Source organism: Sporosarcina psychrophila (assembly GCF_001590685.1).
GTDB lineage: Bacteria > Bacillota > Bacilli > Bacillales_A > Planococcaceae > Sporosarcina > Sporosarcina psychrophila.
The window spans coordinates 480,678-506,527 of sequence record NZ_CP014616.1 but is presented as its reverse complement, the minus strand read 5'-3'; the positions used below and the strand labels follow the sequence as shown (position 1 = coordinate 506,527).

Below are 25,850 nucleotides of genomic sequence, written 5' to 3'. Positions count from 1 at the left end.
CTTTTCGGAGCTAGACGGCGCCTGGAGCTTAGGCCTACACGAAGTAGGTCATGCAGCTGTTGCGACAGGACGTCGCGCACTTAAGCTGCATTCCTTATATTGTCTAGCTACAGCGGCCAGACGCTCGGGTCATAAGCCAGACCAGCTGTGCGGGAAGAGCACCGCGTCGCCGGTCCGTCTTATGCCTGTCGCGTCTATACGGGCCGCTTCCGCTTTTCTTTAGTCTATTTTCGCATAGATGCATGTATTTCGTAAAACATTACCATCGGGGGATAAGGAATCTTGTTTCAAAATTCCTTCGAGGGTGAACCCTGCACGTTCTGCGACGCTACGACTTTTCATGTTTTCTTCATCACAACGAATTTCCACTCTGCGCGCTCCAAGCTTTTCGAAGGCAAATTTTTCAATATGTTTAACGGCTTCGGTCATATAGCCCTGGCCTTCAAATTCTGTAGCTAGCCAGTAGCCAATCTCGAATTTCGGAATCGACCAATCGATTCGATGTAGTCCCGATGAACCGACAAACTTCCCGGTTTCTTTATGGTAAACATGGAAGCGCAGGTCTTGTCTTGTGATGAAATTTGCAACTGCTTTTCGCAAGCTTTCTTCTGTCATATGCAGCTCCGGTTCCGGTTGCGCCCATGGCATCCACTTACGAAGCGCAGGTAATGAAGCCCTAATCGCATTCCAAGCATCTGTTGCATCGCCAAGTTCAGGAGCCCGAATGACAAGCCGTTCTGATTCGAATGACTCCGCGAAATCCGGGATACGAGGGGATGCCGCAGAACCTCGTGACTTCTCTCCGTCTTCCCAAATCACAGGCGTTGTCGTTCCCGCCATGAAATCTTCCCGCGTAATACCATAGGTCACTGCATCATAATAGGAATGTTCTTTAGGCGAAAACCAAGCTTTCCGAAGATGTGCTTCCTTGACAAAGCCTGCACGTTCGAACGTTTTTCGCATCGCAAGATTATCTTGTCTCGTATGACCTTCGAGACGAATTTTCTTGCCTGGCAATCCGAATACATATTCCGCGACAAGTCGAAGAGCCTTCGGGCCGTAGCCATATCCCCTCGACATATCTGCAATACGTAAATCGAACAACGGAATTTCATCTTGCAAGTCGTAAATTTTTACGATTCCTACTTTTTCTCCGGCGTCATTTTCCACCCAAAACGTTTTCACTTCATCCGACTCATAGCCGCCCTCTTCGATTGTTTTTTCAATCAAATGACGTCCCGGATCAGAGTTACCGTGGTAAGGCCACGTATTAGTTGTCATGAAATGAATAAGTTGCTCCTGCTCTTCCATTGTCCACTCTTGTAAATACATTAGAATTCGCCTCCGTATAGAAACTACTTACTTATGAACGCGTAGCAACCGCAACGAGTTCAGCACAACGAGTAGCGTGGCACCCATATCCGCGAAGATGGCAATCCATAATGTCAGCCAACCGGGAATGATAAGAAGCAATGCTATAATTTTTAAGCCTAATGCAAACATAATGTTTTCTTTGATGATTCGCAATGTTTTTCGGCTTAATTTCATTGTATAAGGTAATTTCCCTAAATCATCTGCCATTAGTGCAATATCTGCTGTTTCCAATGCAGCGTCCGTTCCCGCTCCACCCATTGCTATACCAACTGAAGCTGCAGCTAAGGCAGGCGCGTCATTGATGCCATCACCAACCATGGCAACACGGCCATATTCGTCACTCAATTGTTTAATCGCTGTTAATTTGTCTTCCGGCATTAGTCCGGCGCGTACATCCGTAACACCGAGCTCAGTAGCAATTGCATCTGCCGTTACTTGGTGATCGCCTGTCAGCATGACTGTATGACGGATACCTATACTTTTCAGTTGTTCAAGGACGTCACGACTTTCCGCACGTATGGGATCCGCCACGGCTAGCAGTCCACTAAAATCAGTACCCGTGACAATCGCCATGACAGACTTTCCTTCTCGTTGAAGGGATGCCGCTTGCTGTAATATTTCTTCTGACAATGAAGATAGTTCTTGTGCCCAGCTCAGGCTGCCAATATAAGTCGTCATGCCATCAATTTCAGCATAAGCGCCCTTTCCGGTAACCGATTGAAAATTCGACACAACGACTTTCTGTGCACCATGATGATGCGCGTAATCGACAACCGCTTTTGCAAGCGGATGCTGTGACATTGACTCGACTGCTGCGATTGCACTTAATAATTGCTCTTGAGCGATTTCTTTACCTACGATGAAATCCGTTACTTCCGGATACCCTTTCGTTAACGTTCCGGTTTTATCGAACGCAATAACGTCAAGTCTTCCTGTTTCTTCGAGGTGGATACCGCCTTTAATCAGCACGCCTTGACGTGCCGCGTTACCAATCGCTGTGACAATCGCAACTGGTGTAGAGACAACAAGTGCACACGGACAGCCGACGACGAGTACAGCAAGACCTTGGTAGATCCACGCGTTCCAATCGCCACCAAGTAATGGTGGTATTATGGCCACAAGAATTGCAATCACGATGATTGCAGGTGTGTAGTATTTCGCGAATTTATCAACGAACTTTTGAGATGGTGCTTTTTCTGCTTGCGCATCTTCTACGAGATGGATGATCTTCGCAATTGTTGTATCGCCGACAAGCTTTGTAACCGTTACTTCAAGTGCACCCTCTTCATTAAGCGTGCCCGCGAATACATTATCACCAGATTTTTTTTGGACAGGGATGGATTCCCCTGTAATCGCTGCTTGATTGACCGTAGATGAACCCGTTAGAACAGCGCCGTCCATAGCGATTTTCTGACCTGGTTTTACGATTAGAATATCGCCGACGATGATGTCTTCTGTCGGAAGTTCCATAAACGTTTCCCCTCGTTTTACGAGGGCGGAAGGCGGTGCAATATCCATCAATTGTCGGATGGACTGTCGTGCTTTATTCATTGAATAGGCTTCTAACGCTTCACTAACCGCAAACAGGAAGACGACAACCGCACCTTCACGCCATTCCCCAATAATTGCAGCACCAATAATGGCAATCGTCATCAGCGTTTTCATATCGAATTCGAAACGGACCAAATTTCGCAATCCTGTTTTGAATATGCTTGTTCCACCAATTACAATGGCAATTGCAAATAGGGCAATTGCTGCAGGATGTGTTTCAGCGTAACGAAATGACACATACATCCCTATTAGTAAGAACAGCAGCGAAAAAAGTGTAACGAGATTCTCTTTCCGTTTAAAGAAAGACGTTTTCGGCTCAATCTTCTTATTCTGAAGCGGGACAACTTTAATGCCATCAAATGCACCTGCTGCTTCGAGATCTTCAATCGTCGCGCTGCCACTGAACGCTAATTTTGATGCACCAAAATTCACTTGTACATCCTCAATAGAAGGCAGGTTTTTAACGTTTTTTTCAAACTTCATCGCACAACTGGCACATGTTAGATTCTCCAACCTATATTCTTTCTTCTCAACCGTTGCCATGCTCAACACCCTCTATCGTATGCTCGTGTGCGACTTTCACAAGTTGGTGGACGTGATCGTCTGCGAGCGAATAGTAAACCATCTTCCCTTTTCTCCTTGATTTAGCAAGTGCTTGTTCGCGCAAATAGCGTAAGTGGTGGGAAGCTGTCGCAACGGAAGAACCAATCACTGCCGCAACGTCACATACACACATTTCTTCTTCTAGTGTCAGCGAAAAAGCAATTTTCAATCTGGTTTCATCCGCCAACGCTTTAAATATCGCGACAGCAGCACCCACATCAGGGAGCGCCTTCTGTACCCGATTCACAACTTCTTCATGAACCGTTGTCACTTCACAAACTTCTTTTACCGTCATATTTACACCTCATTCAAATGGTTGTTTGATTAACTTTAGTATATGTAATTCCTCTTGTAATTGCAAGGCTAATCAAACGGTGCTTTGAATGTAAATTTCCGCTTGATTTATTACTCAAAAGAAGGGTTTAACAGATAGGCGTAGAAGACTTATACTTACTAACAATGTAACTTTACATGTCAGACATACGAAAGTAGGGATTCCGATGTATAACCGAATACTAGTCGCGGTCGACGGCTCAGTAAACTCGCACCGCGCAGCCAAACATGCCGCTCAACTTGCCTCGTTATGCCAAGGAGTGGCCGTTGAAATCCTTTATATCCTTGAGTTTGACCGAACACGTTCAGATGTACTTGATAATGCTAGCAGTGATGATCTCCATATCGATCGCAAGAAGCGACTCATGCCCATCGAGGAGGCTTTCGAGCAGTTTCAAATCCCCTTTAAGCTCGTCATCAAACACGGTGACCCTGGACCAATCATCGTTAATTTTGCCAATAGTGGTGAATTCGATCTTGTCGTTCTCGGTAGCCGTGGCCTGAATACTTTTCAGGAAATGGTGCTAGGCAGTGTGAGTCATAAAGTAGCAAAACGTGTGACAGCACCGGTTTTGATTGTTAAATAACAGAGGCTCTTAGCGGTGGATAAGATAATGCATCGGTTTACCCGCGTTTCCAAAGTTTCACCAAATTAAAAACGGGGCGCATTAGCGCTCCGCTTTTAACTTCAACGTATATCCTTCTTTAATGTCCCCATCCAAAACAGTTTCATGGTAATTACCATTCACCCAGTCATCTGCTTGATCGTGGAACCACTGCGATTTTATGTGGCCACTTTGACCCGGCCCTACAATATGATTCGCTTTCGATAAATCGGACAAATCGGCAACAAAGCGCCAAGGTGCACCGTGATTTACAGTACCATCTGCCTGAAATGCTGCAGCCTGGACTGTAACATTCGAACCGCCGATTGCCTGTTTCTTCGGATTTAAGAAATATTCAAAGATTGGAGATGCGCCTGATAGAGCGTGCGGAAACTCCAACTGATGGAAATCTCCCCATTGCCAATCCGCGATTTTATCACCGAACAATCCTTCAATCTCTTCGATTGAATTTACAAATGAATCGAAGACCCACTTATCAACACCGCCATACTCTTCCACCCAGGCCCCTGGTTCACCCGCATAAGCGTCGCGCAACATTTTGTCGGTAATTGTCCCTTTCGCCGGCAGAAGCTCATAAACGTCCTCAGGCATCGTTGCACTGAGCATGCCAATTGGCAATTGTTTTATCCATTTATGAAAGACAAGTGGTGCCGCCGCATCTGCGGAATCATATTGATCCCACTCGCGAAGCATTTTTACAATTTCTTTGTACTTTCCGACAGCGGCGTCTTTCATTTCAATTGAACCAATCATATCGTCCAAGAACTCACGAGCGTATAAGTTCTTCTGATCCATCTGCAATTTCATCATATCTTCCGCCGTGAAATTATCTCCTTCGCGAAGCACTTCCGCTATTCGTTCATAGCGATAAGACTGTGCCCAAAGTTTTGTAATATGATACGGATATGAATCGTCAACAATTTGATTATTTGCTGTGGCAATGAACCCTTCTTTAGGATTCACGACACGCGGTAATTCATCATATGGAATGTAGCCCGTCCAGCCATAATCGGAAGAGTCGCCTGGTACAGGCAATTGCGCATCCCCTTGTTTCCTGATAGGAATACGACCGTTCGCTTTATAAGCAATAGTGCCGTCATTCGCCGCAAACACAAAGTTCTGTGCTGGTGCATGGAAGTCTTCCAAAGCCATCTCAAAACTTTCCCAGTTGGAAGCTTTGTTCATCTTCATAATCGCTTCGAGTTCTTTTGTCGGTTCCAGTGCTGTCCATTGCATTGAAAACAGCGCGTTTGGATCTTCATCTTTGTAAAGAATGTCCGAAATAATCGGGCCATGTCGCGTAACCATTACTTCAAACGGTACATCCTCCTCGCCTTTTACAGAAATCGTTTCATCTCTTACCTCAGCCTGTTCCCATTCTCCATCATAGAGAAATTGTGTCCGATCTTCAGGATTTGGAGTTTCGATATATAGATCTTGTACGTCAGGTCCAACGTTCGTCACACCCCATGCAACGTCGTCATTATGCCCAAGAATAATTCCTGGAATCCCTGCAAAAATAACACCGCTAACGTTTTGTTCAGGTGATTGCAAATGCATCTGATACCAGATCGCCGGCGTATTAAGCCCGAGATGCGGATCATCTGCTAGAAGCGGTAATCCTGAAGCCGTTTTATCCCCCGACACGACCCAGTTGTTACTACCGTTGAATTCAGGCGGCACAAGACCAGGGTCGAACTGACCAGCCACAGCGACCGGATTCGCAATGTTAGCCTCAATAATAGAAGAAGCATTTTCCGGATAAACGGTGAACAACTCCCGTGCTAATTCTTCCGAGAAATTATTCAACGCCCAATGCCTGACCGCTAAACTATCCCAGTTTCCGCCGAGGTCATAAGCCATATACTTACCTATCGTCAGCGAATCGATTTCTGTCCATGGTTCAGGCGTGTAGCCCAGGACCTTGAATTCATACGGAAACTTCCCATCTCGCTCCGCCTCCTCAATGAATGCATTGACTCCTTCCGCATACCAGCTGAGCACCTTTTTCCCTTCCTCACCATAGCCGTCATAAGACGCTTCGGCCGCCGAGCGCAAACTAAATGTACGGAACTTCTTATCCGTTCCAACAGCCACTTCCCCAACTACTTCGGATAATCGACCACTCGCTTGCCTACGAGCCATATCCATTTGGAATAAACGGTCTTGAGCTTGCACATAGCCTTGAGTCCTATACAAATCCGCGTCCGATTCCGCCGTTATATGCGGTACGCCAAACTCATCCCGGACGATTGTCACATCTTCATCTAGAATTTCCACACTTACTTCTCCATCAATAAATGGTTTCGACTTCGCTATGTAACTATTTACAATAAGTAGTACCACAATAGCCAAAACTATAATTGATCCAAACACCGACAACATAATTTTTGGCCATTTCCCCATCCGTTTCCCCTGTTTCACCATTTCACGCACCTTCCCTATCTCCCTTAATGGTATTCTACTATTTCATTTATATTCCTTCTTTCTCCAAACAAACCTTAGGGCAAAAGTGGTAACTCAACACAACCGATTATATATCCGCGACACCGAGCATAAACACACCCCAACCAATCATCCATCCAAATCCCCTCAACAAAAAAAGGATAGGACAGCCACTAACGGCCGGTCCCATCCTCTTCTATTTTATCCTTATGCAAAACCTCATATAATTCATCCTCAGTAGAAATATCCGCTAACTTCACATTCGACCGGTAAGCCGCTCGGACGATCAAATGTCCGGCAACCGGTGCAGTTAGAAAGACGAACACAATTCCCAAAAGAAGGCGTACACTTACGAAATGTTGACTGAACAAAAAGTAAATAAAAGCACCTGACAAGGTTAGCAAAACAGCGAGCGTCGAACTTTTCGTCGCAGCATGAGATCTCGTGTAGACATCAGGCAGCCGAAGCAATCCAAAGACACTGATTACGCTCGCAACTCCGCCTGTTAAAATCAGAAATGCGCCTACGAATTCACCTATCGTGTTTACGTTCAACGATAACACCCCTCTCGATGAATTTAGAGAAGGCAATTGTACCGATGAACGATAGAATTCCCAAAATAAGAATGACTTCTAAAAATGCTTTCGTGTTCATCACCACTGAAATTACGGCTATCATAGCAATCAAGTTTACACCAATCATATCGAGCCCGATAACGCGGTCCGGCATCGAAGGGCCGAGAATGATTCGTATGACAGCTATTGCAATCGTTATTGAGAATAATACGAGCGAAGTCGTCAGCATTGCTTGAATCATCAGCGGGTCACCTCCATGATTGCTCTTTCAAAGTTATGCAGTTGCATCAAAAGTCCATCGCGAGATTGTTCGACGTCCATCGCGTGAATAAACAGGACATTTCCTTCAGGGGATACTTCCATGACGACAGACCCCGGGGTCAGCGTCAAAAGCAACGACAGCATCGTCACTTCTGAATCACTCTCTAAGACTGTTTCATATTTAAAAATACCCGGTTTAATTTTCAGCTTTGGGCTAAGTATTTGTTTCAATACAACTACGCTCGATTTGGTCAATTCGGATATGAAGATGAAAAGTAGCTTGAATGTCGCATACAAACGGCGCAAGTAGAATTGCGTGCCGAAAAATCTATGCATGAAAAATATGATTCCTATCCCAACCAGGAAGCCGGCAAAGAAAGTCGTAAACTTTAGCTCATCCTCATCGATTAAGAGCATCCAGAGCAGAGCTATAAATAAATTCAACAGTAACTGGGCTGGCATTAGCATTCACCTCTTCTTTTCGGTCATTGGACGGGATTGTCTTCGATTAACGGTTGTCATTCAAAACCGCGTCTATATAGATATCAGGATTTGTCAGTGTTCGGGCTGCATCTGAAACGTATGGCGCAAGCGCCTCTGCTCCAACTCCCAGCGCAATTGTCAGTACACCAAACAAGACGAGTGGAATAAGCATCCCTTTTTTAAGCGGTACATCGTCATCTTCATTGATAATCGTTTCGCCCCAAAAGCAGTTTAGGAAAATCCGCAGAAGTGAATACAAAACGAAAATACTTGATAGGAACGCGATTGCAAGCAAGACGAACGCACCCGCCTCAATCGCCCCTTGGCCAACGTACACCTTTCCGATGAACCCGCTAAGCGGCGGAATTCCCGCAAGTGACAGCATTGTGATGAAGAACAGCCACCCAAGTAATGGATAATTGCGAATCAACCCACTCATATTTTCAATCCTTGCAGTTCCAGTTAAGTAGATCATCGTCCCTGCGATAAGGAATAACAAAGCTTTAATAATCATGTCATGGATAAGATAATAAATAGACCCTTGAATCGCCACTTCTGTCGAGACAGCAAGGCCAACGAGTATAAACCCTACTGCAATGACGACGTTATAGGACACAATCTTCCGGATATCATTGTAGGCGATTGCACCAATACTACCGCCAATCATCGTGATTCCCGCCATAATGCCAATCATCAAATGTGTAACACCAGGCTCGTGATAAAAAATGAGCGTAAACACGCGGAACATTGCATAGATACCGACTTTCGTAAGCAAAGCACCGAACAAAGCCGCAACTACTGTCGGTGGTGCACTGTATGACCCTGGCAACCAGAAATATAGAAGTAGTCCAGATTTCAAACTAAATACAATGAGGAAGACAATGCTAATCACTGTCAACAGCGGCCCTTGCCCGACTTCTGCAATACGTACTGATAGATGTGCCATATTAAGCGTACCTACCGTACCATATAAGTACGCGATTCCAACGAGGAAAAACCACGATGACAGTACATTTATAGTTATGTATTTAATTGATTCGACGAGTTGAACTTTCCTGCCTCCAAGTGTTATGAGCACATAAGAAGATAGAAGCATAACTTCAAAACAGACGAATAAGTTGAACAAGTCACCCGTTAGAAATGAACCATTAACGCCCGCAATCAGGAAAAAAACGAACGGATAAAAGAACATATTCTCATGCGCTCGACCAATCGACGAGAACGCATAAATTAGAAGGATTCCTGTTACAATCGCTGTCGTCAATACAAGTAGCATAGAGAATGAATCTGCGACAAATGAAATTCCGTATGGTGGCAACCAGCCCCCGAAATCGAGCCGTAAAATACCGTCCGCCTGAATCATGTTCAAAATATAAACACTGATCGCTACGGTTGCTACGATTGAAACAAGACTGAACGCCCGTTGAACTTTCACATAAGGCCGGAGAAATACAAGTAAAATCCCTGTTAATAAAGGTATAATCATTGGCATAACTATAATATTATTCATCTTTGAACCCTCTCAATGCAGCGAGATTGTCCGACCCAGTCTCTTTGTATGTTCGATATGCAAGCACCAGTAAAAAGGAAGTCACTGCGAAACTGATCACTATTGCAGTCAGGATAAGTGCCTGTGGAAGAGCATCCGTGTAGCTCTCCGCATTTTCACCTAATAGTGGGACTGCTCCTTTTTTCAAGCCGCCCATCGTCATTAATAGCAAATGCACAGCATGCGACAGGATTGCCGTCCCTAAAATGACCCGAACTAGACTTTTAGATAGCAGCAAGTAGACAGCGACCGTTACAAGGACTCCAACGAGTATCGTTATTAACGTTTCCAACAGCTACACATCCTCACTAATACTTAAAATAATCGTTACAACAACACCGACAACAGTCAGTGCAACCCCTGCCTCAAACAGCACGACCGTCGCTAATTCCGTTTCCCCGAACACTGGCAAGTTGAAATGACTAGCCGTCTGTGTAAGGAATGAAGCACCGAATAGAACTGATCCTAAACCCGTTCCGACTGCAAGCAATACACCAAACGCTGCAATCTTCTTGAAATCGAATGGGATGCCCTTATGGACTGTTTCGATATCGAACACCAAATAGAGAAGAACGAATGCGGAAGATAGGACGAGACCACCAATGAATCCACCTCCCGGATTATTATGACCGGAAAGGAACAATTCCACGCCGAACGTCAAAATGATGAAGACAACAATCTTCGTTACTGTCTGTAAAATGACATCATTAATCTTCAACGTCCTCGTCCCCCTTTCCAGCCTTCAGTTTAATCAATGTAAACACGCCAATACCGGCGATAAAAAGTACAACTACTTCGAGCATCGTATCGAATGCCCGGAAGTCACCCAATATCGTATTGACGATATTCTTTCCTCCCGCCAACTCATAAGCATCTTCAAAGTATACTGAAATCGACTCGAACATCTTATTGCCTTGTACGACGAGTGCAAGAACTGTAACAACCGTTCCTACCGAAATGGCAATAATGCCTTTGAAAACTTTTAATGACCTTGTCGATTTCTCCTTGCTCCATTCAGGTAAGAAATAGAAACATAAGAGGAATAACGCAGTCGTCACGGTTTCTACGATAATTTGTGTCAAAGCCAAATCCGGTGCCCGGAACACGACAAAGAGAATAGCAATTGAATAACCGAGAACACCATTTAACAGGATTGCCGTCATACGTGATTTTACAAAGATGATCGCAATACTCGCACCCATCATTACGAAGATGATGATATACTCGCTAACCGTAATGGGAGCATCGTTAGAAAAATCGATTGAAAACCCACCGGTCCATAACAGGCCGCCACCGACAGTTAGGATGAAAAAAACAAATATATATGCAAGATAATCCCTAAGGTATCCCGTCATATAAGTCCGAGTCAAGAAAGATGAAGCTTTCTCCGCCTGCGTCAACAAGCCGTTATACATAGAATCGAGATTCCAGCGCATAGGTGCAAGCGAGTAAACCCCGCGCCAATAACGAAGGAAGAAGTATAGCAACGCGCCCACTACGATAACACCAATTGTCATCATGATAGCTCCATTAAAACCATGCCAAGCAGTTATATGCGGGACAAGGCCTTCCGCACCTTCAAACGGAGGTAAAACCGAAGCCATTGCAGGCTTTAACAAATACTTTCCGACTACATTCGGGAAGAAGAAAATACCTACAACGAACAGTGCCAGAATCGACGGAGCAATCAGCATCCCAACTGGCGCTTCAAATGCTTTTCTATCAAGACGGTCCGGTTGATGTTTCCCAAGAAATGTCTGAAAAACGATAATCATGCTATAAACGAATGTCAACACGCTTGCAATCCAAGCCACAACAGGCAATAAGCTTCCCATCAGCGGCCCCATTGCGAAAATGTCGAGATTACGCACATTCAGTACGGATTCGAAAAACATTTCCTTACTAAGGAAACCGTTAAACGGCGGTAATCCTGCCATCGAAAAACTGCCGATAACAGCGATTGTAAACGTCACGGGCATGAGTGACATCAGTCCGCCAAGTCTACGAATATCTCGCGTTCCAACTTGATGATCGACAATACCAACGACCATAAAGAGAGCACCTTTGAACGTTGAATGGTTAATAAGATGGAACAAAGCGGCAAATGTCGCCTGTGTATAAATAACTGAGTCCGCGCTGTAGCCTTCGTTAAGCGCCGCTGAACCAAGTCCGAAGAGGCTCATGATCAGACCCAGTTGACTAATTGTTGAGTAGGCGAGCAATGCCTTCAGATCCGTTTGCCGCACCGCATTGACGGATCCCCAGAACAATGTAAATATCCCCACGCCAGTAACTGTATAAAACCACACCGCTTCCCCACCAAATACAGGTGTGAAGCGTGCGACAAGGTAAATCCCTGCCTTAACCATTGTCGCGGAATGTAAATAAGCACTGACCGGTGTCGGCGCTTCCATGGCATCTGGTAGCCAGATGTGGAATGGAAACTGGGCTGACTTCGTAAATGCACCAAGCAAAACGAGTAGCATTGCCGGTAAAAACAAACTTTCATTTGTATACTGACCAATTGTTGCAATGATTTCGCGCACACTGAACGACCCAGTCATTGTATGCAACATGATAAAACCAACAAGCATCCCTACTCCGCCAGATACAGTGATGAGCATTGATTTTTGTGCACCATACCTAGACTTTTTGCGGTGGTACCAAAATGCGATTAAAAGAAACGACGAAATACTCGTCAATTCCCAAAAAACATATAGCACCATTAAGTTGTCCGAGAATATTACTCCAAGCATCGAGCCCATGAACATCAAAAGATAAACGTAAAAACGCCCTAATGCTTCGCGTTCAGACAAATAATATATGGAATAGAGAATTACGAGGCTCCCTACCCCAGTAATTAAAAGGCCAAAAATCATACTGAGACCATCTAGATACGTCGTAAAATTGATCCCAGCAGAATCAATCCATTTAATCGTATGTATATATGTTTTCCCTCCTGCAATCGCGGGAATGAAACTGGCAAGATATATGAATAGGACGAGTGGAACGGACATGACAAACCACCCGATATTGCGACTGCGCACCCTCTTATAAATGAACGGGACGAGTAGAGCAGCCAAAAACGGGATAAAAATAGCTATCGTTATCGCCAACAAATGCAAACCTCCAATACTAAACAGATTAAGAAAAGCGCAAGGCGCGGTTTAGCCCCGATAAGTAGAAGGGATTAAGTTCGGACCCTCCCTACTGGTAATCTTGAAGATAAAGGCGTGCTAAGCCTTTTCAGCCAGACCGAGGCTAATGGAAGGAAGTCTGAAGTCTAGACATCGGCCCATGTAGAAAAATTTGTACCTTCTTACCTTTTAAAACAGTTGTAATAAACCACCTGAAAATCTACAGAAATACACAATCCATATTATGTATTACTTGTAAAACTCATTATTATATTGGGCAAACTTGACCTTCAGCGTGACTGGCGGGATAATAGGGAGCTATAGATAATAGTATTAGGGGAAGCTCAAAGAGATTACACAATAAATTATACACTATTACCATACTCTTAGCACTTTGAAGCATTCGCATCTTGTCAAATCGTTCATTTTCATATATAATTGTTTGGTTTTCAATCAGTACTAAACTTCTAACATGAATTCGACTAACCAAAATATAATTAAGAGGTGACTACCGTCATGGGCAAAGTAAAAGGTCGTATGGACGAGAGTATTCTCGTTTGTGTCTACTACGGTCCAAATGGTGAGCGTCTCATTAGGCGCGGACATAAAATTGCAACGATCATGGATTGTCCAATGTATATTTTAACAGTGGACCCGCTTCCTTATGATGAATTTGACGCGGAAAAATCCGAATATATCGATCGTTGGAAAGAACTCGCTGAAGAACTCGAAGTAGAAGATTTCATAATCCGGGATAATGAAAAACGTACTTCCGCAAAAGTTATTAAGGAAGTAGCTCATACACATAACATTACCCAAATCATTCTTGGGCAAACTGCTCAGAGTAGATGGGAAGAGATTACTAAAGGTTCGTTCATGAACGTATTGTTACGAGAAATCACATTCGTTGACTTCCATGTCGTTTCTGTCGATCGCGCCATCAGAGACGAGATTGACGGCATGTTCGAAAAAGGCGTACGTGCCTACTTAGTCGAAGACAGTAACGGTTTCCGCGTCAACTTCACGCTTTCAAAAGAAGTTCGCTTTGAAGGTATTTTCTTCAAAGAAGTTGGAACTGACTTCAACAATGGGATCTTCAAATTCATGAGTAACAATAAAATGTGCCAAGTGCACATTACAGACGACCAAGTAACCGACCCTGCACTGCTCTCTTGTAAAAACGCCAGATGATAAGAAAAGCGCAAGGCGCCTTTTAACCCCAACAAGCGCTGGAGAAAAAGGCGATCTCTGCCTTTAAATAAAGGACTGAAACTCAAAGAAGACAGTCTAAATTTGCGACTTTGTGTTGAGATTGATGCCTGGAGCCTAAACACTGCTCTACGTCAAAAAACATATAGTTTCCTAAAAAAACAAAAAAGCGGATAGCCCAATCATGGGTCATCCGCTTTTTGTTATTCCGTTATTTCTTCGCCGACGATTTTCACTTCAAGTTCCAGTTCAACGCCGAATACTTTTTTCACTTCCGCTTTCACCATGTTAATTGTCTGAATGTAATCGGATGCGGTCGCATTATCTTTATTGACGATAAAACCAGCATGCTTCAATGAAACTTCTGCTCCGCCATGCCCTTTTCCCTGAAGACCGCAGTCTTGAATAAGTTTGCCCGCAAAATAGCCCGGTGGTCGTTTGAACACACTTCCGGCCGATGGATACTCAAGCGGTTGCTTTGATTCACGCTGGAAGGTTAAGTCTGCTACCTTCCCATCAATGACACCCTGGTCTCCTTGTGCGAGTTGGAAATCTGCCGAGAGAACGTAGTAGCCCTCTTGCGATATAATACTCTTCCTATAACCGAGCTCAAGTTGTTCTTTTGAAAGAACTAACCGCTCTCCAGCTTTCGTTAACACTGTTGCCTGCACAATTATATCTTTTATCTCCCCACCATACGCGCCGGCATTCATCGCCATTGCGCCCCCGATGGAGCCTGGAATTCCACAGGCAAATTCGATACCCGACAGTGTAGTCGCTGCCGCACGTTTTGAAACGTCAATGATTAGTGCCCCCGCCTCGGCATGCACAAGTGATCCTTCAATCCTTATCGTATTGAGTTGTGACAAGTGAAGGACAATTCCTCTTACACCGCCATCCCTGACGACCATATTCGACCCGTTTCCGAGTAATAATAATGGAATATTATTTTTATATGCGTAACGTACTGTCGCCTCTGTTTCATCTATTGTTCCAGGTATGACAAGAAGGTCTGCAGCTCCTCCAAGTTTTGTCATCGTGTATTTACATAGTGACTCGTCAATTAATAATGTACCTGTTGTAATTGTTTTCTGAAGTTCTTCATACCATTGATGTTTCGACATCAACATTCAATCCTTTCAATTTAAAGCTTTTCATCTTTAATAGTATGCTTGCAAACTTATACTTTGACAAGGAATACTAATTAGAATAAAGGACTTACTATTCACCTTATTCAAATTAAATTCGATTAAATACCTTGACTTCAAGATACTTATCGAATATAGTAAGAACATAACTTATTCAGAGAGGAAGTTTTTCCAATGACAAAATGGACAGTAGACGCTTCACATACAGGTGTTGGTTTTTCAGTTAAGCATATGATGGTTTCTAAAGTAAGAGGACGTTTTACAGGCGTAGAAGGTACAATCGAAGGGAATCCTGAAGATTTGACGGGTGCTAACATCAACTTCACAATCGACGCTACAACAATTCATACCAATAGCGACGATCGTGACAACCACCTTCGTTCTGCTGATTTCTTCGATACAGAAACATTCCCGACAATCACATTCGTTTCAACAGATATCGTAAAAAAAGGCGATAACGAATATGACGTTACTGGCGATATGACAGTTAAAGATGTAACGAAAAAAGTTACATTCGAAGCTGAGTATGAAGGTACAGGTAAAAACCCTTGGGGCGTAGACGTAGCTGCTTTCGAAGTCGAAGGGAAAATTTCAAGAAAAGAATTTGGTCTTACATGGAACCAAGCGCTTGAAGCAGGCGGCGTTCTTGTAGGTGACGACATTAAAATCACAATCGATTTACAAGCAAACCCAGCTCAATAATAACAAAAGCGCAAGCGCCTGCTAAGCCCCGACAAGCGCCGGAAGGCTTGAAGGGAAAGGCGTTCTTTGCCTTTATCAGCAAGCCTGAAGCGACTCGAGGGGCTAGGCGCTGGAGTCTAGACGTGAAATCTCTATGTTGTAACTTATCCTAGTTCGAGATTTTATAATTTAATAAATAACTTAAAAAATCGGCCATGCGATCATTATGATCACATGGCCGATTTTTTATTTCTTTTGTTTAAACTTCTTCTTCCGCGGCTTGTCGAAGTGCATTTGCAAATGCTTCTGCCGGCTGCGCTCCTGAGATTGCATATTTGCGATCGATAACGAAAAACGGAACACCTTTCACACCTATTTGCTGGGCTTCTGCGATATCCATTCTTACATCATCTGCAAACTCATCAGAATCAAGAACTGCTTTCGCACGGTCGCGTGAAATTCCTGCTTCTTCGGCAATGCGAAGCAATACGTCTTCTGCACCTATTTTTTCACCATCTATGAAATAAGCTTTCAGTAAACTTTCCGATACAGTCTTATCGAAACCTTCCTGTTCAGCAAGTTTCGCTAGACGGTGTGCATTAAATGTATTTGCTGGCGTCATTACGTCAAAGTTATAATTCAATCCCACAGATTTTGCCTGGTCCACTACATTATCAGTCATCTTCTTCGCTTCTTCCACACTCATCCCATACTTCTTCGCAAGGACTTCTGTCATCAGTGTATCGGATACTGCGGGCGAATTCGGATCTAGTTCATATGCTTTGAAAACAACTTCAGCCTTTTCCCCAAGACCAGTTTGCTCTAATGCCTCTTCTAATCTGCGCTTTCCAATATAACAAAATGGACAAACATAATCTGACCATATTTCAATTTTCATTTTTCCCGCCACCTTTCATACTCTTCATTTTAAATTCAATCAAAGAAGGGAACAATGAATATGCTTACTACTATTTCAAGCAGACTTGACGGAGGTTATTTTATGTCCAATTCATTATGGCTTAGTACTGCATATCCACGTGAACCATATCCAAAACTTGAGGGCGATGTCACCTGCGACGTCTGCATCATCGGGGGCGGACTAAGTGGAATTGCAAACGCCTATTTTCTAGCTAAAGAAGGGAAAGATGTTATCCTTCTCGAAAAAGATACAATCCTAGCGGGAGCTACGGGCAACTCCACGGGAAAACTGACTGCCCAACATGACTTCGTTTATGCAAAGTTACTAAAACAGTTTGGACGAGACAATGCAAAAATGTATTTTGAAGTGAACGAAGAAGCCGTTCAATTTGGGAAATCTATTGCAATAAAAGATGAATTAAAGGCAGCTGACTCCATTCTTTATTCTCAATCTAAGCTGGGCACTGAATTACTCCGTTATGAGATGAATGCATACAAGGAACTTGGCATCCCAGGTGAACTAGGGAGGAATTCTGAATTACCGATTCAGATTGACGCAACACTTACATTGAATAACGAAAGTCAGATTCACCCTGTGCGATTCGGACAACATCTTGCGCGTCTTGCGGTTGAAGCAGGTGCGCGTATTTACGAACATTCGGATGTTTTATTAATGGATTTAAAGAAACGTCTACTTTCTATGAAATCGGGACATGAAGTTCAGTTCAAGGAACTAATATTATGTTCACACTACCCGATTGAAGCACTGCGTGGGCTACAAATTATGAAATTGTCTGTCGATCGGTCTTATATCGTCGCGGCAGAAGGTGATATGCCACTTCGCGGGCAGTATATTGCAGTCGATGAACCAAAACGGTCCATCCGAACGGCACAAATCGATGGAAAAACGTATTTTCTGCTGTCTGGGGAAAGTCATCAGGCGGGAATGGAAAGCGATACACAGATACATTACAATCGGCTTTACACCGATTTGCAAGATGTGTATAACCTCTCTCCCCTGACTCATGGCTGGTCCGCGCAAGACCCGCAGACACCCGATCTGATTCCATACGCGGGAATTATTTCTTCTAGCATGCCTTACGTCTATTTAAGTACGGGATATCGAAAATGGGGACTATCGAATTCAATGGCGAGCGCCCGGATTATCAGCGATCTAATTGTCGGCAAAGAGAATCGTGCTTCCGAACTTTATTCGCCTGATCGAACAGGGTTTGGTACATTCTTACTGCAAGCTTTGAAAAATACTGGGCTTGTCTTAAAAGAGTTTACTGGCGGTCATATTACACGGACGGACTCCCCCATCTGTACGCATATGGGCTGCCGGACGAGGTGGAATGCCGGCGATGAAACATGGGATTGCCCGTGCCACGGCTCACGCTTTCGAAAAGACGGCTCCGTCCTCGAAGGCCCTGCGACGAAACCACTTGATTTGAAATAGGATATGGCTATCATAACTAATCCGAGATACCAGCTCATCCTCAATTAAAACAAAAAGGTTGCAATCCACTTTACGCGGACTGCAACCTTTTCCTATTCACTTCATATCATTTCAATGCTTCAGTCAATACTGGAACAATTTGCATCTTACGGGAGACGACACCTTTCAATGTTGCCGTGTTGTTCACGAGTGTAACATTGAATGCTTCGCTAGCGCGCCCCGCTTCTTTACCAAGTGCCAATACGATTGAGTCGTTGTTCAATATGTCAGTTACGACAAACAAAAACAGGTCGAGCCCTTTTTCAGCAATGACACGGTATAGAAGGTCTTCCAAATCGGCTTGACGATTCATAACATCATTGATGTCAATTGCATTCACTTGTGCAATTTCAATCTTCACTTCATTGATACCAAATTCTTTCGCATCAAGTTTCACAAGATCTTCGAGCGTTTTACCACTTAAATCTGCACCAGCTTTCAACATAGCCAGTCCATATTCTTGTGCATCCACACCTGTGATAGCAATCAATTCTTCAACCGCAGCACGGTCTTGGTCTGTATACGTCGGTGACTTGAATAATAGTGAATCCGAAATAAGTGCAGACAGCATAAGCCCAGCAATATTTTTCGGTATTTCAACACCGTTTTCTTTATATAGTTTGTTTAAAATCGTTGCCGTACATCCTACCGGCTCTGCACGGTAATAGAGAGGATCGTTCGTTTCAAAGTTAGCAATTCTATGATGATCGACAACTTCGATTACTTGCACATCATCAATATCATCCACACTTTGCTGTTTTTCATTATGGTCGACGAGAATGACTTTCGCTACTTCTGGCGCGGCTTTTTCGATAAAACGTGGCGCTTCAAAACCAAAATATTCAAGCGCATATGCCGTTTCATTCGTTACATCACCGAGTCTTACTGCTTCTGCATTCATTCCCAATTGCTGCTTTAAATACGCGTAACTGATTGCCGATGAAATTGAATCGGTATCAGGATTTTTATGTCCAAAAACAAAAACTTTTCCCATGAAAAATAGCCCCCTGTTTTTATATTCTTTTTCATTTTATCATAATGGATGGTCAAACAAAATCGCTTTGAGCTCATCTTTATTAATGATAAAATCTGCCACTGTATAGTTATCTAAAACTGCTAAATAAGCATTCAACGCTTCGTGTAATGCACCTTTTAATCGGCAAACCGGGGAAAGAATACAACTATTCGACTCAGAATTAAAACATTCAACAAGATGAAAATCATCTTCCGTCCTTCGAACTAGTTTTCCAACGTTGATGTCTTTAGGTTCCACTTTCATCCTGATGCCACCACCACGACCGCGTATCGTTTCGATTAACCCCATCTTCCCTAGCTCGTGCACTACTTTCGTCAAATGATTTTTCGAGATATTGTATGTATCTGAAATTTCCTGGACCGTTGATAATTCCCCTGGCTCTTTTGCTCCCAGATAAATTAAAACACGCAACGAAAAGTCTGTGTACATCGTTAGACGCATAACTTCACCGCTCTTTCAAATACCATTATAACGTTTGTGGCAATTACGTGAAAGAAATGTGACTAACTTCCTAACACTTTCTAAAGATGTATTATAAATATATCTTTAAGCACTTTTATAGTTTAAGCTTGAGTTAACAACTACGAAAGGTCGTGCTACAACATGCTATCACAAGAAACCATTACCATTATCAAATCAACCGTACCTGTATTGGAGCAACACGGTAAAACAATTACAACAGTGTTTTATAAAAATATGTTCGAGGCTCACCCTGAACTGTTGAACATCTTCAACCATGCCAATCAATCCCAAGGACGTCAACAAAACGCACTTGCAGGACTGGTTTACGCGGCAGCTGCAAATATCGATAACCTCAGCGCTGTTTTACCTGCTGTCGTTCAAGTTGCGCACAAACACAAATCACTCAACATTACACCAGAACAATATCCAATCGTCGGCTACTACCTATTAGGCGCTATAAAAGAAGTATTAGGTGAAGCTGCAACTCCCGAAATTATTGGTGCTTGGGGAGAAGCCTATGAAGTTATCGCAGGTGTCTTCATCGGTATCGAAAAGGAAATGTATGCCAAAGCTGAGGAAATGGATGACGGCTGGAAAACATTCAAAGACTTTGTAATCGCGGATAAAGTAGTTGAAAGTGATGTTATTACATCATTCTATTTAAAACCTGTTGATGGCAAAAAAGTACCCTCATACAAACCAGGACAATACATCACGTTACGTGTCACAATTCCAGGCGAAGACTATATCTTGAATCGCCAATACAGTTTGTCACAAGCACCAACAGGCGACTCCTACCGCATTTCTGTTAAACGCGAAGATGAAGTCACACCGAACGGTAAAATGTCCGTTAACCTTCATCGTGAAATGAATGTCGGTGACACAGTTGAAGTTAGTGTTCCAGCGGGTGTATTCCACCTTGATATGGAAAGTAAAAATCCAGTGACACTTATTAGCGGCGGTGTTGGTATCACGCCAATGATGAGCATGTATGAATCCATCGCCAAAACAACACCAGAACGGCCGGCTGCATTCCTACATTCGGCACGTACACGCAAACACCAAGCATTCGATGCAAAATTACGCACGTTGAATGAATCTATGCCTAGTTCCACATATGCCGTGCTCTACTCAGATGAGGGGGATGGCTTTATCAACCCCGACTTCCTTGCCGCTAACGTCATTGAAGGCAGCGATATCTTTGTTTGTGGGCCAACACCTTTCATGCAAGCTGTCATTAAAGGTCTATATGCACTCGGTGTTCCAGAAGAAAAAATAAACTTCGAATTCTTCGGCCCTGCTGAGGAACTAGAACTTGTAAACGCATAATCCGTGACACCTGTTGTTTAGCCAAGAGTAACCAGTGACTAACATGATCAGCTACTGGGCGCTACGTGTATAGTTGACTTTGGATTGTTTAGGATTGAATGACTTCTATACGATTACGGAATTTCTGGATGTGTAGAGATGCGAATTTGTTGCATCCCTACACATTTTTTCGGTAATCGTATGGTGATCCTTCATCCTTCGCGCTCCAAATGCATAAGTACACGAAGTGCTAAAGCTTTTCGGGACGAAAGAATAAAGGGGCATCTACCCGGATAAAAGCCGCCAAAGATGCAATTTTGGCGGCTGATGCTTTCTTTAGGATTTTCACTTCTTTACTAGTAAAGAAGTGTCGCTTTCTATAAGGTCTCACATAATTACATGCAGAATCTTTGCTAAAAGTAAGCAAGGAACCAATTATACAAAGTGCAAGAGTGCCCGAAATTGCATCTTCGGACACTTACACTCTCCATAGAATGTCATCTATTCTTTTCTTCCAAAACTACTGCATTTTTCACTTGAACATTGAAGGAACGCGACAGGCAACTATTCGCAACAGTATTACTGAAAAGAGTATGGCCCCCCTCAGTAAATCTGTCATGAATAGTTAGTCGAAAGCGGGCCGAAAATAGTGCAGTGAAAATGAAGGTCATCAAGCCCTACTCACCAGTATTTCATGCAAATAAATGGTTGTTCAACAGACGTGATCATTCGTCAATCTGCAGAAAAGCCGTCATCCCAGTTGGATGGCGGCTTTTCTTTGTTCGATTTTAGCTATATAATCGATGGCTAACTTATTGAACATTTCCGGTTGGTCGATATTACAAACATGGCCGGACTTTTCAATTTTAACGAATTCAAATCCTTTATTTTTACGAACAACTTCCTCAATCGGCGGAATGAACAAATAATCTTCCTCACCCATCAAAAATAATGTTGGAATGGCCGTTGTCGATGCTTGTAAGCGGGTCAAGTATGGATTTATAAGCTTAGTAAGGGAAAACCATTTGATAAATTCCTTCTGGTACACTTTTTTGGCTTCATTGACGAAAGCCATTCGCGATTCTTCGTGCTGTTTACGCGGCATAATAATATAAGCAAATAATTTATAAAGGAGCATATAAGGGACAAAACGCTTTACTACACGCCCCCCCAATAATAATAACTTTGTTCGGATATCAAAACGAATAATCGCTCCACCAAGAATGAGTGAGTTTACACGTTCTGGGAAGTTATCTGCCATAGTCTGTGCGACGATCGTCCCGAGTGACATGCCGATAACATGCGTGTCTTTTATGCTAACCTCGTCTAGCACTTCAATTACTTCCTTCGATATATCCATAAATGTATCGCCTTTTTTCCACATTCCACCGGCAGATTGTCCGTGCCCCCGAAGGTCAATTAGGAGAACATTATGTTGTTTTCTAAATTCCCGAATTTGTTTGTACCAGACAGAAGAGCTTCCGCCCGCGCCATGTATGAATGTTACCCAAGGGGTTGTCGGGCTAATTTCGTAAGTTCTATAGTGAAGCAAGCTGCTCACCCTTCCAAGTTAACTATGTCTATTAAACCATCATACATGGAACCAACTCAACCTTCATAAGTGTTCAATCGCTTTATTCTCTGAAAGAGCGACTTCTTTTCGACACAAACTGCAGTAAGAAGAGCGCAAGTGCCTTGGAGACTAGACGTGAATTATCACTTTTCACTATATAAGTTGAAATAATGATTCCCTTCAAATCCGCTACGGCGCTCGGGTATGCCTCCCGCCCTAAGCCAAGCAGCTTCGCCGCCAGTCTTAGGGCTTCGGCTCCCCCTTGTAAGGCGCCTTCGCTCAGTTAATATAGGTATTCATTTGTTCAACATATATAGAAAGAGATTTTGTAATTTCCCAAGCCACACAAAAAAAAACGGTCATCGAAGCTCAGCTCCGTGACCGTCCCTGTTTTTGAAATAGCTTTAGCTCTTAACCTTTGCCGGAAGTTTGAATGATGCGTAAATCAGCGCTACAACAAGGAACAGACCAAGATATCCGATTGTTGGATAGAGTTTAGCTACAAGTTCCTTAAAGCCGACAAAGCTCAATCCAAATCCGATAATGAGGGTGATCAAAACGAAAACATTGAATTTCTTCGTACCAATTTGAATGAAACGTGCTCCGAAAGAATAGAACATGCCGACCGCAGTATTGAATATCATGCCGTATAGGATGAACGCCATGAATATGCCAAGTATAGGCGAAACATCGTTGATGATTGCCAACATTGGCATCTCAGCATCTCCAACTGTTTCGATTTTAGCGAAAATCGCCAAGTGGCTAAGCAAGATAAGAATCCCTAAACCAAGTCCTCCGACAAATCCGCCCCATGCCGCTATTTTCTCATCCTTCTCTGTTCCTCCCATGACAATGGTCATTGAGGCTCCTACAGCTATGTTAAACGACACATAGTTGATTGCCGAGATGAACCAGTTTGGCAATGTCGTTTTTACGCCTTGAGCAATTGGATCGAGGACTGCAAAAGAAGTGTCCATGGTTGTTAAACAATAAATAGATACAAGGACAACCGCAAGAATAAGGAATGGTGTAATACTTCCAATTATGCCGACGACCTTATCGACATTAAGCATAACCGTCAACATGACAAGAACAATCATAAGAAGACTGCCGACAAATGGCGGCAACCCGAACTGCTGGTTCAAGTTTGCACCTGCCCCTGCAATCATAACAACCCCTACACCAAATAACGTAATAATTATTATGTAATCAACAATAATCCCTAAGTAACGACCACTTATTTTATAAATGACCTCTTTATGAGAAGTGGTCTGCATACGACTTCCAAGTCGAGTGAGTACCATACCGAGATAAGCAAAAAATGCTGTCGAAATAATTGCCCCCACAATACCAAGAAGACCGAAACTTGTAAAAAATTGTAGAACTTCCTGTCCGGAAGCAAAACCTGCTCCAACGATTATACCTATGAAAGCGCTTCCCATTTTAAGTACTTTTTTCATGATGTCCCCCTAGTTAGTACACGGCACTAAAAATTAGCAACTCCATAAAACCGTCACATTTTTAATATTAAGTGTTATAGTACTCTTCTAATTTATCACTCTTCGGATACCTTTTCAACAATAACAAAAACTTAAGCGCCTAGTCAAGACCGGCAGATATAGGGTAGAACAGCAGAGATGCGTTTCAGTTGGCATATCCCCCACACCCCCTAAGCATTGAAGTTTAAACGTGAAACCTTCTCCACAGTTTGAGTTTTATAGTCTCCTACTAATACAAAAAAGGCCGCATAATCGGCCTTCTTTGTATTATTTGCTATTCTGCTAATACTATTTACTTTTCGAGAAGTTTTAATGATTCACGATTAAACGCTGGTATGTCCTCAGGTGTACGACTTGTCACAAGCTGATTTTGGCACACGACAACTTCTTTATCCACATATTTCACACCTGCATTTTCCATGTCAACTTTTATCGATTTATAACCCGTTGCATCTCTTCCTTCAAGGGTTTTAGCTGTGATTAGAAGCTGAGGACCATGACAGATTGCAAATACCGGTTTTTTATCATCCATGAACGTCTTCGCAAATTGCACGAAGCGGTCGTCTGCACGTAACTGATCCGGGGAGAATCCTCCAGGGATAAATAATGCGTCAAAGTCTTGCGGTTTTACATCGTCGATGCCGGAATCCGTCTTAACTTTTGCAGTACCTTGCTTCCCGGTTACTTCTACACCTGCTGATTTTTCAATTGTCACTACTTCATGTCCAGCATCCTTGAATGCTTTTGCTGGTTCTGTGTACTCCGAGTCTTCAAATAGATTCGTGATTAAAGTTGCTATTTTAGCCAATTTAAATGCACTCCTTTTTTTGTTTGTACTCTTGTTCTATACCTCTTTGAGCTACATTTAAACTTAAGGACGATACTTGGAGACATAAGGACTATCTTTTTCATAAAAACGCCATGGATAATGAACCGCTTCTCCGGAGTTTCCAATACCCACCCGGGGACCAGCCACAATTTCTTCAGGCGCAGCACCTGCGGCAATAAATAGCGGCTCATCTGTCCAATGATGACCGTAATACTTCATTGTCACACCAAGTGCTTTCGATAATTTCCCTGGTCCATTTGTCCAATCTGTCATTTTTAAATGATGGCCACGGTTCTCCTGTATCAGTTCTAATCCAACCACTGGTTCTCCTGCCCTGATAAGAATGGCATGGGGTGTTCCAATTGCTCCGCTCACTACATTCATTAGGGTATGTGTATGCATTTGATAGGTATAAATAAGTCCAGCGGTTCCAAACATGATTTCTGTCCGCTTCGTTCGGCGATTATCAAAACTATGCGCCGCTCTGTCTTCAGGTCCATGATACGCTTCCGTTTCAACAATACGAACCACAATATCCCCTTCTGGCTGTTTGTGCACAATATACTGTCCGAGCAAATTTCGGGCCAATTCGAGTACAGGTGCCTCAAAAAATAATTTATCTATAGGTGTATAAATCGCAATCGCCCTCCACTTCATTATTAGTATTCCCTAGAATCACAAGTCTAAGTAACGTATACTCAAGAAAAGCACAAGGCGCCGTCTAGCTCCGACAGGCATACGACGGTTTGTGG

24 protein-coding genes are annotated in these 25,850 nt (G+C 43.2%); 5 read left to right on the top strand and 19 right to left on the bottom strand.

The features are described 5' to 3' along the window. Nucleotides 1-219: 219 nt before the first annotated feature. Genes AZE41_RS02435 through AZE41_RS02425 form a run of 3 tightly spaced genes read right to left on the bottom strand, consistent with a single transcriptional unit; the run spans nt 220 to nt 3,823 of the window. On the bottom strand, nt 220-1,332 hold the full coding sequence (locus AZE41_RS02435; protein ID WP_067205225.1) for a GNAT family N-acetyltransferase: 1,113 nt from the start codon (nt 1,330-1,332) through the stop codon (nt 220-222). A gap of 27 nt (nt 1,333-1,359) precedes the next feature. Then, on the bottom strand, nt 1,360-3,468 hold the full coding sequence (locus tag AZE41_RS02430) for a heavy metal translocating P-type ATPase (protein ID WP_067205223.1): 2,109 nt from the start codon (nt 3,466-3,468) through the stop codon (nt 1,360-1,362). Beyond that, nucleotides 3,455-3,823, bottom strand: a complete 369-nt coding sequence (locus AZE41_RS02425; protein WP_067205220.1) for an ArsR/SmtB family transcription factor — start codon at nt 3,821-3,823, stop codon at nt 3,455-3,457. Before AZE41_RS02425 ends, AZE41_RS02430 begins: the two co-directional genes overlap by 14 nt. Before the next feature lie 205 nt (nt 3,824-4,028). Between AZE41_RS02425 and AZE41_RS02420 the strand changes: the two genes are divergently transcribed. Continuing rightward, a complete protein-coding gene (locus AZE41_RS02420) occupies nt 4,029-4,448 on the top strand; it encodes a universal stress protein (protein WP_067205217.1) in 420 nt (139 codons plus the stop codon). A gap of 81 nt (nt 4,449-4,529) precedes the next feature. Here the strand turns inward: AZE41_RS02420 and AZE41_RS02415 are convergent, their stop codons facing one another. The 8 genes from AZE41_RS02415 to AZE41_RS02380 form a co-directional block, all read right to left on the bottom strand. Then, complete coding sequence (locus tag AZE41_RS02415; protein WP_067213810.1) at nt 4,530-6,914, bottom strand: penicillin acylase family protein; 2,385 nt, start codon at nt 6,912-6,914, stop codon at nt 4,530-4,532. Between the two features lie 191 nt (nt 6,915-7,105). Beyond that, a complete protein-coding gene (locus AZE41_RS02410; RefSeq protein ID WP_067205214.1) occupies nt 7,106-7,486 on the bottom strand; it encodes a Na+/H+ antiporter subunit G in 381 nt (126 codons plus the stop codon). Then, nucleotides 7,464-7,748: a Na(+)/H(+) antiporter subunit F1 gene (locus AZE41_RS02405; RefSeq protein WP_067205211.1), complete on the bottom strand. Its 285-nt coding sequence runs from the start codon at nt 7,746-7,748 to the stop codon at nt 7,464-7,466. The genes AZE41_RS02410 and AZE41_RS02405 overlap by 23 nt, the downstream gene beginning before the upstream one ends. After that, the gene (locus AZE41_RS02400; RefSeq protein WP_067205208.1) at nt 7,748-8,230 is read right to left on the bottom strand and encodes a Na+/H+ antiporter subunit E; all 483 of its coding nucleotides are present in this window, start codon (nt 8,228-8,230) and stop codon (nt 7,748-7,750) included. The genes AZE41_RS02405 and AZE41_RS02400 overlap by 1 nt, the downstream gene beginning before the upstream one ends. Nucleotides 8,231-8,276: 46 nt before the next feature. After that, complete coding sequence (locus tag AZE41_RS02395) at nt 8,277-9,761, bottom strand: Na+/H+ antiporter subunit D (protein ID WP_067205205.1); 1,485 nt, start codon at nt 9,759-9,761, stop codon at nt 8,277-8,279. Beyond that, nucleotides 9,754-10,092, bottom strand: coding sequence for a Na(+)/H(+) antiporter subunit C (locus tag AZE41_RS02390; RefSeq protein ID WP_067205202.1), 339 nt, complete (start codon nt 10,090-10,092; stop codon nt 9,754-9,756). Before AZE41_RS02390 ends, AZE41_RS02395 begins: the two co-directional genes overlap by 8 nt. A gap of 3 nt (nt 10,093-10,095) precedes the next feature. Further along, on the bottom strand, nt 10,096-10,518 hold the full coding sequence (locus tag AZE41_RS02385; protein ID WP_067205198.1) for a Na(+)/H(+) antiporter subunit B: 423 nt from the start codon (nt 10,516-10,518) through the stop codon (nt 10,096-10,098). Continuing rightward, complete coding sequence (locus AZE41_RS02380) at nt 10,508-12,919, bottom strand: Na+/H+ antiporter subunit A (protein WP_197485357.1); 2,412 nt, start codon at nt 12,917-12,919, stop codon at nt 10,508-10,510. Before AZE41_RS02380 ends, AZE41_RS02385 begins: the two co-directional genes overlap by 11 nt. Before the next feature lie 534 nt (nt 12,920-13,453). On the opposite strand from AZE41_RS02380, the gene AZE41_RS02375 reads away from it, so the two are divergent. Then, a complete protein-coding gene (locus AZE41_RS02375; protein WP_067205195.1) occupies nt 13,454-14,128 on the top strand; it encodes an adenine nucleotide alpha hydrolase family protein in 675 nt (224 codons plus the stop codon). 221 nt (nt 14,129-14,349) lie between these two features. On the opposite strand, the gene murB is transcribed toward AZE41_RS02375, so the two are convergent. Continuing rightward, entirely contained in the window at nt 14,350-15,270 is a 921-nt protein-coding gene (gene murB, locus AZE41_RS02370) for a UDP-N-acetylmuramate dehydrogenase (RefSeq protein ID WP_067205193.1), read from the bottom strand. A gap of 198 nt (nt 15,271-15,468) precedes the next feature. Between murB and AZE41_RS02365 the strand changes: the two genes are divergently transcribed. Further along, a complete protein-coding gene (locus tag AZE41_RS02365) occupies nt 15,469-15,996 on the top strand; it encodes a YceI family protein (protein WP_067205190.1) in 528 nt (175 codons plus the stop codon). 238 nt (nt 15,997-16,234) lie between these two features. Here AZE41_RS02365 and AZE41_RS02360 read toward each other — a convergent pair whose 3' ends face one another. Next, nucleotides 16,235-16,873 carry a DsbA family oxidoreductase gene (locus tag AZE41_RS02360; RefSeq protein WP_067205187.1) on the bottom strand — a complete coding sequence of 213 codons (639 nt, stop codon included), beginning with the start codon at nt 16,871-16,873 and terminating at the stop codon, nt 16,235-16,237. A 102-nt stretch (nt 16,874-16,975) separates the two neighbouring features. Between AZE41_RS02360 and AZE41_RS02355 the strand changes: the two genes are divergently transcribed. After that, nucleotides 16,976-18,352 carry an FAD-dependent oxidoreductase gene (locus AZE41_RS02355; RefSeq protein ID WP_067205185.1) on the top strand — a complete coding sequence of 459 codons (1,377 nt, stop codon included), beginning with the start codon at nt 16,976-16,978 and terminating at the stop codon, nt 18,350-18,352. 106 nt (nt 18,353-18,458) lie between these two features. Here the strand turns inward: AZE41_RS02355 and AZE41_RS02350 are convergent, their stop codons facing one another. Together AZE41_RS02350 and AZE41_RS02345 are read right to left on the bottom strand one after the other, a co-directional pair. Continuing rightward, nucleotides 18,459-19,385 (bottom strand): manganese-dependent inorganic pyrophosphatase, encoded by a 927-nt coding sequence (locus AZE41_RS02350; protein ID WP_067205183.1) that lies wholly within the window; start codon nt 19,383-19,385, stop codon nt 18,459-18,461. A gap of 39 nt (nt 19,386-19,424) precedes the next feature. Beyond that, on the bottom strand, nt 19,425-19,868 hold the full coding sequence (locus AZE41_RS02345) for an RrF2 family transcriptional regulator (protein WP_067205180.1): 444 nt from the start codon (nt 19,866-19,868) through the stop codon (nt 19,425-19,427). Between the two features lie 162 nt (nt 19,869-20,030). On the opposite strand from AZE41_RS02345, the gene hmpA reads away from it, so the two are divergent. Further along, nucleotides 20,031-21,218, top strand: a complete 1,188-nt coding sequence (gene hmpA / locus AZE41_RS02340; RefSeq protein WP_067205177.1) for an NO-inducible flavohemoprotein — start codon at nt 20,031-20,033, stop codon at nt 21,216-21,218. A gap of 730 nt (nt 21,219-21,948) precedes the next feature. Here hmpA and AZE41_RS02330 read toward each other — a convergent pair. The 4 genes from AZE41_RS02330 to AZE41_RS02315 form a co-directional block, all read right to left on the bottom strand. Further along, a complete protein-coding gene (locus AZE41_RS02330) occupies nt 21,949-22,749 on the bottom strand; it encodes an alpha/beta fold hydrolase (RefSeq protein WP_067205172.1) in 801 nt (266 codons plus the stop codon). A gap of 425 nt (nt 22,750-23,174) precedes the next feature. Then, the gene (locus tag AZE41_RS02325; RefSeq protein ID WP_067205169.1) at nt 23,175-24,230 is read right to left on the bottom strand and encodes a YkvI family membrane protein; all 1,056 of its coding nucleotides are present in this window, start codon (nt 24,228-24,230) and stop codon (nt 23,175-23,177) included. Nucleotides 24,231-24,561: 331 nt separating this feature from the next. Continuing rightward, nucleotides 24,562-25,077 (bottom strand): type 1 glutamine amidotransferase domain-containing protein, encoded by a 516-nt coding sequence (locus tag AZE41_RS02320; protein WP_067205168.1) that lies wholly within the window; start codon nt 25,075-25,077, stop codon nt 24,562-24,564. 63 nt (nt 25,078-25,140) lie between these two features. Then, nucleotides 25,141-25,755, bottom strand: coding sequence for a DNA-3-methyladenine glycosylase (locus AZE41_RS02315; RefSeq protein ID WP_197485356.1), 615 nt, complete (start codon nt 25,753-25,755; stop codon nt 25,141-25,143). Nucleotides 25,756-25,850: the final 95 nt, after the last annotated feature.

What these genes read in the sequence shown, in the direction of transcription:
- AZE41_RS02395 (WP_067205205.1), bottom strand. Translation starts at nt 9,761, where the DNA reads ATGAATAATATTATAGTTATGCCAATGATTATACCTTTATTAACAGGG.
- AZE41_RS02420 (WP_067205217.1), top strand. Translation starts at nt 4,029, where the DNA reads ATGTATAACCGAATACTAGTCGCGGTCGACGGCTCAGTAAACTCGCAC.
- AZE41_RS02360 (WP_067205187.1), bottom strand. Translation starts at nt 16,873, where the DNA reads ATGAAAATTGAAATATGGTCAGATTATGTTTGTCCATTTTGTTATATT.
- AZE41_RS02435 (WP_067205225.1), bottom strand. Translation starts at nt 1,332, where the DNA reads ATGTATTTACAAGAGTGGACAATGGAAGAGCAGGAGCAACTTATTCAT.
- AZE41_RS02365 (WP_067205190.1), top strand. Translation starts at nt 15,469, where the DNA reads ATGACAAAATGGACAGTAGACGCTTCACATACAGGTGTTGGTTTTTCA.
- murB (WP_067205193.1), bottom strand. Translation starts at nt 15,270, where the DNA reads ATGTCGAAACATCAATGGTATGAAGAACTTCAGAAAACAATTACAACA.
- AZE41_RS02325 (WP_067205169.1), bottom strand. Translation starts at nt 24,230, where the DNA reads ATGAAAAAAGTACTTAAAATGGGAAGCGCTTTCATAGGTATAATCGTT.
- AZE41_RS02315 (WP_197485356.1), bottom strand. Translation starts at nt 25,755, where the DNA reads ATGAAGTGGAGGGCGATTGCGATTTATACACCTATAGATAAATTATTT.
- AZE41_RS02425 (WP_067205220.1), bottom strand. Translation starts at nt 3,823, where the DNA reads ATGACGGTAAAAGAAGTTTGTGAAGTGACAACGGTTCATGAAGAAGTT.
- AZE41_RS02400 (WP_067205208.1), bottom strand. Translation starts at nt 8,230, where the DNA reads ATGCCAGCCCAGTTACTGTTGAATTTATTTATAGCTCTGCTCTGGATG.
- AZE41_RS02350 (WP_067205183.1), bottom strand. Translation starts at nt 19,385, where the DNA reads ATGGGAAAAGTTTTTGTTTTTGGACATAAAAATCCTGATACCGATTCA.
- AZE41_RS02415 (WP_067213810.1), bottom strand. Translation starts at nt 6,914, where the DNA reads ATGGTGAAACAGGGGAAACGGATGGGGAAATGGCCAAAAATTATGTTG.
- AZE41_RS02375 (WP_067205195.1), top strand. Translation starts at nt 13,454, where the DNA reads ATGGGCAAAGTAAAAGGTCGTATGGACGAGAGTATTCTCGTTTGTGTC.
- AZE41_RS02355 (WP_067205185.1), top strand. Translation starts at nt 16,976, where the DNA reads ATGTCCAATTCATTATGGCTTAGTACTGCATATCCACGTGAACCATAT.
- AZE41_RS02345 (WP_067205180.1), bottom strand. Translation starts at nt 19,868, where the DNA reads ATGCGTCTAACGATGTACACAGACTTTTCGTTGCGTGTTTTAATTTAT.
- AZE41_RS02430 (WP_067205223.1), bottom strand. Translation starts at nt 3,468, where the DNA reads ATGGCAACGGTTGAGAAGAAAGAATATAGGTTGGAGAATCTAACATGT.
- hmpA (WP_067205177.1), top strand. Translation starts at nt 20,031, where the DNA reads ATGCTATCACAAGAAACCATTACCATTATCAAATCAACCGTACCTGTA.
- AZE41_RS02405 (WP_067205211.1), bottom strand. Translation starts at nt 7,748, where the DNA reads ATGATTCAAGCAATGCTGACGACTTCGCTCGTATTATTCTCAATAACG.